The organism is Nostoc sp. FACHB-190 (genome assembly GCF_014696905.1).
In the GTDB taxonomy this organism is placed as follows: Bacteria; Cyanobacteriota; Cyanobacteriia; order Cyanobacteriales; family Nostocaceae; genus Nostoc_B.
This window is the reverse complement of record NZ_JACJQW010000016.1, coordinates 1-11,270: the sequence shown is the minus strand read 5'-3', so window position 1 is coordinate 11,270 and position 11,270 is coordinate 1. Positions and strand designations below refer to the sequence as shown.

The window sequence follows — 11,270 nt, the reverse complement described above, 5'->3', positions numbered from 1 at the left end:
TGTTAGTAGTTTTTGGAATAAACCCCAACAACTAAAAAATTAACAGTTAATTTGACTAATGGGGTAGAGAGAAGTCTGAAGTCTGAAGGTTGGTTAGCAATGCCGTTACCGTAGGCTAAGGCAAAATAAATTTCATACTTCACACTTCACACTTCATACTTGATTCAGCACTCTATAACCAATGTCTCTCCTATAATATATTCCTTCAAACTGGATAGATTTCAGACCTGTGTAAGCTTGGGCGATCGCTTGTTGAAAGTTTTCCCCTGTGCCTGTGACATTTAATACCCTTCCCCCATCAGTTACTACTTGCTGTTGGTCGTTCAATTTTGTCCCGGCATGAAATACGGTGACTGTAGCGGTTTCGGCTGCGTCAATGCCTGTAATGACTTTGCCTTTTTGATAATCTCCTGGATAACCACCAGAAGCTGCCACGACGGTAGCGGCTGCGCCACTGTGCCAAGCAATGGGGACTTCGCCTAAACGCTGTTCGACACAAGCCAGAATTAAATCTAATAAGGGTGTGGCTAACAATGGCAAAATTACTTGAGTTTCGGGATCACCAAAGCGACAGTTAAATTCCAACACTTTAAAGTCGCCTTCTGGTGTAATCATCAACCCGGCATAAAGTACACCCCTGTAGTCTATGCCTTTGCTGCGGAGAGTGGCGATCGCTTTTTCTAAAACTTCTGTTTGCACCCTAGCCATTAACTCTGGTGTAGCAATGGGCGCTGGACAGTATGCACCCATCCCGCCAGTATTGTCACCTGTATCACCTTCACCGACTCGTTTATGGTCTTGTGCTGGCAGTAGAGGGCGAATGGTTAACCCATCGGTCAAAGCCAACACCGATACTTCTTGCCCAAATAAACACTCTTCAATCACAACAAACTCACCCGCACTGCCAAACTGCCCTTGAAAAATCGCATCAATGGCACTCTCAGCTTGTTCTATGTTAGTAGCAACTATTACACCCTTCCCTGCCGCCAATCCGTCAGCTTTCACAACTATCGGCGCACCTTGAGCTTTGATATATGATTTAGCTGCTGTTGCTTCCGTAAATACCGCAGCCTTAGCTGTAGGAATACCAGCTTCTTGCATCAGTGCTTTTGCCCAAGCCTTACTGGCTTCAATTTGCGCCCCTGCTCTAACAGGGCCAAATACCATTAGTCCCTGAGCTTGCAAATAGTCTGTAATTCCCTTCGCCAGTGGAACTTCTGGCCCCACTACTACCAAAGAAATATGATTTGCTAAGGCGTATTGGCTAATTCCCGCAAAATCATCTACAGCCAAGGGCAAATTCTGACAACCTGCCAGATTAGCTGTACCGCCATTTCCCGGCACACAGACGACTTGCTCAACTTGCGGGGATTGCAATAATTTCCATGCTAGAGCATGTTCACGCCCGCCGTTACCTACAACTAAAACTTTCACTGATTTCCTCTTGCGTGCCTTGTGACACGAGAACAGTCTAGGCAGTCAAAAGTCAATTTTTAACTCTTGCACCATTGACAGTGGTAGCCAGATTGCCACCATGCTGTACTAAAACTACTCGCGGATCAATTTTTCACTAATTTAGGTACTGATGCAAGTCCTAACCACAGTTAAGATTATTTGTAGTTTTACTTTTAGGAGTGTAACCCAACAGCTAGAATTTTGAACTTAGTTGGGTTTCACTCAATTGAATAACGCCCACTGGAGAAAACCTGTTCAGCAGTCAAATTCAATTCCGGGAATGTTGGGGAAATAATGCGTAGGCGCGAAGCGACTTGTCGTAAGACATCGCTACCTCGAAACTGGCTAACTTGATACTCATCCTCTACTAAATAGTAAATAGAAATAGTCGGTTGTTTGGGATTACCTATGTAACGCCTACCACCCAAAGCTAAATAGTCAACAACCCAATATTCAGGAATACCAAAAGTTTCATAATCAACTAACTTATGTGCATAATCATCTTTCCAATTAGTGCTGACTACTTCTATCACTAAAGGAACAGATGTAGCTTGAGTCACTGTTGATGACTTTTTCCACATCGGTTCTGATGAAAGTTGCTGTTGATTAATCACGATCACATCAGGAGAATAAGCAGACTCTTGATCAGGAACTTTAATCAATGCTTGTTTGGGTATGATGTAAGGAAGTTTTAATCTTTTAAACTCGTAAGTGATCTCACCAGCTAAAAAACCATTAATCTCTTCATGATCTCCTGCTGGCTGCATTTCAACAATCACCCCATTATGTAGTTCATAATATCCGCCGTCTGGCTTCCAATTCAGGAACTCAGCAAAATTTACTGTTTTCGGTAAAGCTTGAAACATGAGACTTGCTCCTGACTCTGGTTTCAAGTCTAGCATTATCAGTCCTACAGACTATGTTCTCAGAATATGGGAGATGAGGCGATCGCGCATCTATCCACCATCACAATCAATTTTTATAACAAACTCAGCCATTCGCGTAAAATACTCCCAAGCGTATCGAATTCGTAATAGAGGAATTATGCAGGGGTAAGAGTGTGACAAGCAATAAGTTAGTCGTTCTCAAGCTGGATGGTGATTTCCATGAAGGGTTTCGCGCCAGTTTAACAATTAGCGTCGAGGGTTCGCTTCCCGACATCGAATTAAGTGACAACACATTAAAATTACCACCGCTTCCTACCCTACCTGAGATATATCAAACTTGGTCGAAAAGTTATCGCAGTCTGGATGGATACCGCATTAAACCCAAAAAAGACCAAATTACTAATGTCAGATTTCAATCTCTGAAAACAGAATGTCACACCCAAGCCGACATTCTCAAACAGCAATTTATCAATTGGTTACAAGCTGATTCCTTCCAGCGCATCAAAGAAGTATGTTTATCACAGCTAAATTCTGATGATGAAGTGCGCGTGATTATTCGCACCAATGAAACCCAACTGCGAAAATTACCTTGGCAATTATGGAATTTATTCACCTATTATCCTCATGCAGAAGTAGCATTTAGTTCTCTAACATCCCAACGCATTAAAACTAGTAACCGTCCCCATATCCGCATATTAATTATCTTGGGTAATAGCGCAGGAATTAATGTTGCTGAGGATGAAAAGCTGCTCAAACAATATTGCCAAGCAGCCGAAATTGTCGTTTTAGCTGAACCTACACCAGCCGAACTTAATCAATATCTTTGGTATGAAACAGGCTGGGATATTCTCTTTTTTTCTGGTCATAGTCGCACCGAATCAACACAAGGTAGAATCTTTCTCAACCGCACCGATAGTTTAACAATGGAACAACTGCGGTATGGGTTGCAAACCGCCGTCAGCAAGGGTTTACAGTTAGCCTTTTTTAACTCCTGTGATGGTTTGGGAATTGCGGCTGAGTTAGAAACTTTGCATATTCCCCAAGTAATTGTGATGCGTGAACCTGTACCGGATCAGGTAGCCCATCAATTTTTAAAGGACTTTATTCAACAGTTTACTAACAACAAATCATTCTATCAATCTGTTAATATTGCCCGCAAAAAATTACAAGGTTTAGAAACAGAATATCCCTGTGCTAGTTGGTTGCCAATAATTGTCCAAAATTTGTTAGCAACACCCCCGACCTGGCAAAGTTTGGGTGCTGTAACTCAATGTCCCTACAGGGGTTTAGCCGCTTTTCAAGCACAAGACGCAGCCTATTTTTATGGGCGAGAAACAGTGACACAACAGTTAGTAGCGGCGGTGAAGAAACAGCATTTAGTAGCAGTGGTTGGGGCTTCGGGGAGTGGGAAATCTTCAGTGGTGTTTGCGGGGTTGATTCCGCAATTAAAGCGGGAGAGAAGCCATCATTGGCAGATAGTGTCTTTTCGTCCAGGGAATAATCCGTTAGAATCATTAGCGATCGCACTTCATCAAGAACTAAAACCTGGGGAAAGGTTGCAGGAGTTGGAATTTGAGATCAGGTTAAAAGAAAGCCAGAATACCTTCCAAAACTTCCTCGAATCCCTCCATACTGCTGCACCCAACTCTCACATAGTTCTCATTGCTGATCAATTTGAAGAACTATATACTCTTTGTCAAAACAGCAAAGAACGCCAAATCTTTCTAGATCATCTCCTGACGGCGGTGAAAACTGTTCCCTACTTCACCCTAGTTTTAACCCTCCGCGCCGACTTTTTTGGCGAAGTATTATCCTACCGTCCCTTGAGTGATGCGTTACAAGATGCACAAATCAACTTAGGGGCGATGAACCCCAAAGAATTAGCCGCAGCCATAGAAAAACCCGCCCATAGCCTGAATGTACAGTTAGAACCAGGATTAACGCAACGCCTGATTGACGTAGTGTTAACATCTCCCTCTCACTTACCCCTGCTGGAATTTACCTTAACCCAGTTGTGGGAAAAACAACAAAAAGGATGGCTAACTCATCAAGCATATACAGATATTGGCGGAGTAGAAACCGCCTTAGCCAACCATGCAGAATCAATTTATACTCAACTGAGTGCAGCAGAACAAGAAAAAGTACGACAAATATTTATTCAATTAGTACAACCTACAGAAAATAATGCAGATATCCGCCGTTTAGCGACTCGTGAAGAACTGGGAGAAGAAAACTGGAAGTTAGTTGCACAGTTAGCCAATGGACGATTATTAGTTACAAATCGCCATGAAATTACTAATATTGAAACCGTAGAAATTATCCATGAAGCATTAATTAAAAACTGGCTCAGACTAAAACAATGGATGGAAACTGATGGAGAATTTCGCCGTTGGCAAGAACAATTAAGAGTAGTCATCAGACAATGGGAAAATAGTAATAAAGATACCGGAGCATTATTGCGAGGTAAACCCTTAATTGATGCCGCAGAATGGTTACATCAACGCCCTACAGAAATTAGTGCTAATGAGCAGATTTTTATTAATTTCAGCTTAGAATTACAGGAAAGAGAAGAACAGCAGAAGCACACGGTTAAACAAAGAATAATTATTAGCTTATCCACTGGGCTAATTGGTGCATTGATATTATCAGTATTTGCTTTGTCTCAATGGCAACAATCAGAGCGATTGAGGCAAGAAATTCAGATTACTCAATTAAATACTCTGAGTTATTTAAACTCAAATAATGACCAAATCAAAACATTAATCAGCACTATTGACGTACTCAAAAGACTAGGAAGTTTCAAGCAATTAGATACCAAAACCAAGATAGGTTTATTAATTCCTGTTGTCGAAAATCTCCGACAAATTAAAGAATACAACCGTCTAGAAAGTCATACAGGTGAAGTTACCAGTTTAAATTTTAGTGCTAATGGTCAGCTTTTAGCATCAGCGAGTGGAGATGAAACAATTAAAATTTGGCAAAAAAACGGACAATTAATCCAAACACTTACCGGACATCAGCAGAGTGTGTTTACTGTCATGTTCAGCCAAGATAGTCAATTAGTAATTGCAGGAAGCTTTGATAACACCGTCACTATCTGGCGATATAATTCCGCCACCGGATTATTTGATACTCGTCCGGTTGTCAGAATTTCCGAACCAGATGGATTATTAGCAACTCGCTTAACTCCTGATAGCAAAATGTTAGCGACTGGCAATAAAAAAGGTCAAGTTAAATTTTGGACATTGGATGGTAAATTAATTAAAACAATTGCAGCCCATAACCAGAAAATCTGGAGTTTAAGTTTTAGTCCTAATGGTAAGACCTTTGCTACAGCTAGTGCTGATAAAACTGTTAAGATTTGGAATCTAGAAGGGAAGCTTGTAAAAACTTTATCAGGTCATAGTGAGGAAGTATTAAGCGTTAACTTTAGTCCAGATAGTCAGAAATTAGCAACCGCTAGTAAAGATAAAACCGTAAAACTTTGGGATGTCAGAGGCAAATTATTACATACATTTAATGGTCATGAAGATGAAGTCTTAGATGTTGGTTTTAGTCCTGATAGTAAATTAATAGCTAGTGCTAGTGCAGATAATACAGTCAAAATTTGGAGTATTGACACTAAAACACAACTTTATACATTGTCAGGACACGGAAGTAAAGCATCAGAAGTGAGTTTTAGCCCAGATAGTCAAACTATAGCTACTGCAAGTGCAGATAATAGCATCAAACTATGGCGTTTAGAGGGGATGTCACCGAATTTTATTGGTAATCATATTAGTGTCAGTCCTGATGAGAGAACTATTGTAATTAGCGATAAGCAAGGTATTATTACCCTCAGAAAATGCGACGGAAGTTTACTTCATAGCTTTCCAGCACATCAAGGAGAAATCATCAAAGTTCTTTTTAATCCTGTTGATAATAATTTCGTCACTATTGGCAAAGATCATCAGATTAAAATCTGGAATTTGTCAGGAAATCTATTAAAAAATTGGCAAGTAAACCACAGATTTAGTAATCATATAGATGTAATTGATGAGATTCGAGATGCCAGCGTCAGTCCAGATGGTAAAATACTAGCGACTGTTGGCGGACGTGAAAACAAAATTAAACTGTGGAATCTGGATGGTAATTTATTAAAAACTTGGCAAGATAAGACTAATTTAGTAACAACTATCCAATTTAGTCCAGATGGTCAAACCTTAGCAACTAATAATGATCAAACTGTAAACTTGTGGAATCTACAAGGCGATTTATTAAAAATCATATCTGGGCATCAAGATAATATCACATCTGTTGTATATAGCTATGATGGCAAAATAATTGCTACAGCTAGTCTCGATAAAACCGTGAAAATTTGGGATAGCCATAGCGGAAAATTATTACGCACCTTCGAGCATCAAGATAAAGTTTATGATATTAGCTTTAGTCCTGATAGCCAAGTGCTAATTTCAGCCAGTGCGACTCAAGTTAATTTCTGGAATTTAGCAGGTGAATTACTCCATACCCTACCAGGATTAACTCATAATATCAAGGAAGTTAATTTTAGTGCCAACGGTAATATTATTACTTTAGTAGATGTTCAAAATAATATCAGATTATGGGATTTAAATACCCAAGATTTACAACAGCGTAGTTGTGATTGGTTAAAAGATTACTTCAATACCAATCCCAATTTAGGTATAGAAGAACGCCGCCTATGCAGCCAAGATAAATAATTTTTATTAATTATCAATTATGAAGCTAACTGTTACCTGTCTCAGTCTGACAATTACTATTTTTACCACCTTTGGGGTGATGTTACCAACAATCGAGGCATTACCAACGCCAATCCAAACAAACCAAACAGCTACCAACTGGTTTTTACAAGGGATACAAAAGGTAAATCAGCAAAATTATCCAGGTGCAATATCAGACTTTACCCAAGCTATTCAAATTAATCCCCAATATGCCGAAGCTTATTATCAACGGGGTTTAATTTATGCTAGATATGCTCAAGGAGAACCTTTAAATCCAGATGGAACCGTACCCGGATGTAAAAAAATCGATGCTTATAGAGTTATTTGTCGTGTGGAAGTAAGCGCGAGGGCTGAAGAGAATAAACGCCTAGCTATTGCAGATTTCAATCAGGCGATTCAAATTAACCCTCAATATGCAGCAGCTTACCATCAGCGAGGGTTGATACAAGAGGAAAATGCACAAAAATTAGCAGATTTTCAGGTAGCAAAAGAGCTTTATTGGCAAAAAGGTTTAGTGGCTTTAGAACATCAAAAATTAGCTGAGTTTGATAAATTTTTAGAAAATGTTAACCAACTGGATGCGGAAATCAAATCGCTGACTAAACTGGTGTTATTACCAGAAGATCCAGAGTTAAGAAGTCCAACAAATTCTTCTATAACTTCTCCTTATTCTATAGAAGAGGTGGAGAATGAAGCTCGTGCAGCTTTGAGGAAAAAAGATATACTAACAGCACTTCAGAAATATAGAATATTAGCTCGTAAACTGTACGAGCAGAAAAATTATCAAAGATATGAGCAAATACAGTTAATTATTGGCAGGCTGGAAAATCTCCGCAAGTAATTAGGTAAGTAAAGATTACGACAGCAAAGTTAATGTAAAACCTAACCCCCTAACCCCCTTCCCTCGTAGGGAAGGGGGAATATGTAGAGACTTTTTATTGTTGATTTAACCAATTTTCTAAATCATCAACTGTAGAGAAATCTAGTAACGCTTCTCCTAAATTTTCTAATTGTTCAATAGATAATCCTTGAATTCGCTTGATTAATGAAGCGTCAACTTCACCAATACGACGATTAAGTAGGCGCAGTATTAAGTTTTGTTCTCCTTCTTGTCTTCCTTCTTGTCTTCCTTCTTGTCTTCCTTCTTGTTTGGCTTGTTCTCTGTCTCTTTGATAAAGCGGTTCTAATCGCATAATTAACTCCCTATCGTCTGCTTCTAATTCTTGATTTACTCTCAAGTTTTCACGCAAGTTGTAAACTAATTCTAGGCTGGCTTTTTGGTATGGATGATTTAATGGTAACGCCTGCAACTCAATTATTGCTTGTGACTGCACGCTCCCTCTACCTAAAAGCCTTAACCATAATGTTTCCGGTGTTTGTGGTAGTTGATGTATGGCGATAATACCTGTCCTCAAGGCATCTGGGAGAAAATGTACTCCTGATAACCAGTCTGCTTTTTGTCTAGTTCCAAAACTAGATAATCTAGTTTCAGATACCGTGGGAGTCAGAACCCACAATTGGGGAATTTCTGAATCTTGAAGTTTGGTTTTATTGGCTTTTGATTCTCGCCGGAGCAAAGCTTTGACTTCTAATAATTTGAGAATACAGTCGCAAATTTCGTCGGTAGAAACTGGATTGCGAAAAGGTTCTATGATTGCAGGATTTTCAGCCAATCTTCCTAATAATCCCAGAACTTTTAAATTAGAGTTTCGCTGTTGATTTGGAGTGAATAAAACATCGATTTCTTTAATCTCTCCTGCTACTTTTTCTGATGTCTTGATTTCTCCGTAGTTTTTTAATAGTTCTTCAAGGTAGTCTTTGGCAAATTTGTCATGTATAAAGCGGGTCATTTAATTTGGCTATTGGGAAAAGTTTTGCTGATATTTAATTATTCTATTACATTTATAATCGCCAATCAATAATTAGCGATTAATTGAGATGTTATCGTTATATAATTAATATAAATTAAATGGCGTTTATGATTTCTTTTTTAAATTAGTGTCGTTATTTATTTGAATATGTGTTTTAGTGATTGTTATCTAAAAAAAATATACCAATTTTACGGTGCGTCAGTTCGATAAATTATCACTACACCAAGAGATAATTCCTAATGACGCACCCTACTAACTACTATTGTGCTAACACCCTTCCCTAGTAAGGAAGGCGGAAAATTAAAGCATAATTACAATTATTGTTGTAACTGTTTTAATAAAATCATAACACTTTCATAAATAGCAATATTTCCTTGAGCTTGGAAAAGTTGGGCTGCTTGCTGTAAATCTTGAATAGCTTTTTGTTTATCTCCGAGACCATTATAAACAAATCCTCTCGCAAAGTAAGCTTGAGCGTAATCAGGATTAATCTTAATCGCTTGATTCAAATCAGCCAGAGCTAAATCCCATTTCTCCTGCTGAGAGTAAAGGAACCCTCGATTGTAGTAAGCCTCAGCATAATCAGGATTAATCTTAATAGCTTGGTTATAATCAGGCAGAGCTAAATCCCATTTCTTCTGCCTATAATAAAGAAGACCCCGATTGTTGTAAACTTGAGCATTATCAGGATCAATCTTAAGAGATTGGTTTAAATCAGCCAGAGCTAAATCCCATTTTTCCTGCTTATAGTAAAAACTACCCCGATTGTTGTAAATTTGAGCATTATCAGGATCAATCTTGAGAGCTTGGTTGTAATCAGCCAGAGCTAAATCCCATTTCTTCTGATCTTGGTAAAGACTACCCCGATTGCTGTAAGCAAGAGCCAAATCAGGATTAATCTTGAGAGCTTGGTTGTAATCAGCCAGAGCTAATTCCCATTTCTTCTGCTCTTTGTAAAGATTACCTCGATTGTTGTAAGCATCAGCATATTGAGGATCAAGCTTAATAGCTTGGTTAAAATCAGCCAGGGCTAATTCCCATTTCTTCTGCTCTTTGTAAAGATTACCTCGATTGTTGTACGCTTCAGGCAAATCAGGATTAATCTTAATCGCTTGGTTAAAATCAGCCAGGGCTAAATCCCATTTCTTCTGCTCTCTGTAAAGATTACCTCGATTGTTGTAAGCAACAGTCAAATCAGGACTAATCTTAATAGCTTGGTTAAAATCAGCCAGAGCTAAATCCCATTTCTTCTGCTCTTTGTAAAGATTACCCCGATTGTTGTACGCATAAGAATTATCAGGATTAATCTTCAGAGCTTGGTTGAAATCAGCCAGAGCTAATTCTAATTTTTTCAGTGTCCAGTAAATATTAGCCCTATTATTGTACGCATAAGAATTATCAGGATTAAGCTTAATAGCTTGATTGACATCAGCCAAGGCTAAATCCCATTTCTTCTGCTCAGAGTGAAGAAGACTCCGATTGCCGTAAGCAAGAGCATAATCAGGATTAATTTTAATAGCTTGATTATAATCAGCGAGAGCTAAATCCCCTTTCTTCTGCTCTTTGTAAAGATTACCCCGATTGTTGTACACTTCAGCCAAATCAGGATTAATCTTAATAGCTTGGTTGTAATCAGCGAGAGCTAAATCCCATTTCTTCTGCTCTTGGTAAAGAAGACCCCGATTGTTGTACGCATCAGCATACTGAGGATTCATTTTAATAGCTTGGTTATGATCAGCGAGAGCTAAATCCCATTTTTTCTGCTCTTTGTAAAGATTACCTCGATTGTTGTAAGCAACCGCATTATCAGGATTAAGCTTAATAGCTTGGTTATAATCAGCAAGAGCTATTTCCAATTTTTTCTGCTCTTGGTAAAGAATACCCCGACTATTGTAAGTATTAGCTAAATCAGGATTTATCTTCAGAGCTTGATTGAAATCAGCCAGGGCTAAATCCCATTTTTTCTGCTCAGAGTAAAGATTACCCCGATTACCGTAAAATGCAGCGCGGGGATTAAGTTTGATTGCTTTATTGATTGCTACTTCTGCTTCTGGATATCGTTTTAAATCAAATAAGACTGCATACTGTTCGTTATAAAGGTTTGGGTTTTTTGGCTGGAGTTGAATTGCTTTTTCTATTGCTAATAATGCCTTGTCTGGCTGTTTGGATTGACGATAGATTATACTTAGTCTTTCCCAAGCAGCTACATAGTCAGGTTTGAGTTTAGTTGCTGACTCTAATGCAGCTATAGATTCTGGATATTTTTTATTCGCTCCTAATACCAAACCCTTGCCATAATAAGCTAAATAAACAAATGA

At 38.7% G+C, this 11,270-nt stretch carries 7 protein-coding genes; 2 read left to right on the top strand and 5 right to left on the bottom strand.

Annotated elements, in window-relative coordinates; all coding sequences use genetic code 11:
• Window positions 1-2: 2 nt before the first annotated feature.
• The 3 genes from H6G28_RS17810 to H6G28_RS17800 form a co-directional block, all read right to left on the bottom strand.
• The gene (locus H6G28_RS17810; RefSeq protein ID WP_190672794.1) at window positions 3-143 is read right to left on the bottom strand and encodes a hypothetical protein; all 141 of its coding nucleotides are present in this window, start codon (window positions 141-143) and stop codon (window positions 3-5) included.
• Between the two features lie 10 nt (window positions 144-153).
• Window positions 154-1,434 (bottom strand): phosphoribosylamine--glycine ligase, encoded by a 1,281-nt coding sequence (gene purD / locus H6G28_RS17805; protein ID WP_190672791.1) that lies wholly within the window; start codon window positions 1,432-1,434, stop codon window positions 154-156.
• Between the two features lie 239 nt (window positions 1,435-1,673).
• Window positions 1,674-2,321: a Uma2 family endonuclease gene (locus tag H6G28_RS17800; protein WP_190672985.1), complete on the bottom strand. Its 648-nt coding sequence runs from the start codon at window positions 2,319-2,321 to the stop codon at window positions 1,674-1,676.
• A gap of 194 nt (window positions 2,322-2,515) precedes the next feature.
• Between H6G28_RS17800 and H6G28_RS17795 the strand changes: the two genes are divergently transcribed.
• A complete protein-coding gene (locus H6G28_RS17795) occupies window positions 2,516-7,060 on the top strand; it encodes an nSTAND1 domain-containing NTPase (protein WP_190672788.1) in 4,545 nt (1,514 codons plus the stop codon).
• Window positions 7,061-7,079: 19 nt separating this feature from the next.
• Entirely contained in the window at window positions 7,080-7,922 is an 843-nt protein-coding gene (locus H6G28_RS17790; RefSeq protein WP_190672785.1) for a tetratricopeptide repeat protein, read from the top strand.
• 94 nt (window positions 7,923-8,016) lie between these two features.
• Here the strand turns inward: H6G28_RS17790 and H6G28_RS17785 are convergent, their stop codons facing one another.
• Window positions 8,017-8,931: a DUF4351 domain-containing protein gene (locus H6G28_RS17785; RefSeq protein ID WP_190672782.1), complete on the bottom strand. Its 915-nt coding sequence runs from the start codon at window positions 8,929-8,931 to the stop codon at window positions 8,017-8,019.
• A gap of 338 nt (window positions 8,932-9,269) precedes the next feature.
• A partial coding sequence (locus tag H6G28_RS17780) for a tetratricopeptide repeat protein (protein WP_190672781.1) occupies window positions 9,270-11,270 on the bottom strand: 2,001 nt, incomplete at its 5' end.

What these genes read in the sequence shown, in the direction of transcription:
- H6G28_RS17800 (WP_190672985.1), bottom strand. Translation starts at nt 2,321, where the DNA reads ATGTTTCAAGCTTTACCGAAAACAGTAAATTTTGCTGAGTTCCTGAAT.
- H6G28_RS17790 (WP_190672785.1), top strand. Translation starts at nt 7,080, where the DNA reads ATGAAGCTAACTGTTACCTGTCTCAGTCTGACAATTACTATTTTTACC.
- H6G28_RS17785 (WP_190672782.1), bottom strand. Translation starts at nt 8,931, where the DNA reads ATGACCCGCTTTATACATGACAAATTTGCCAAAGACTACCTTGAAGAA.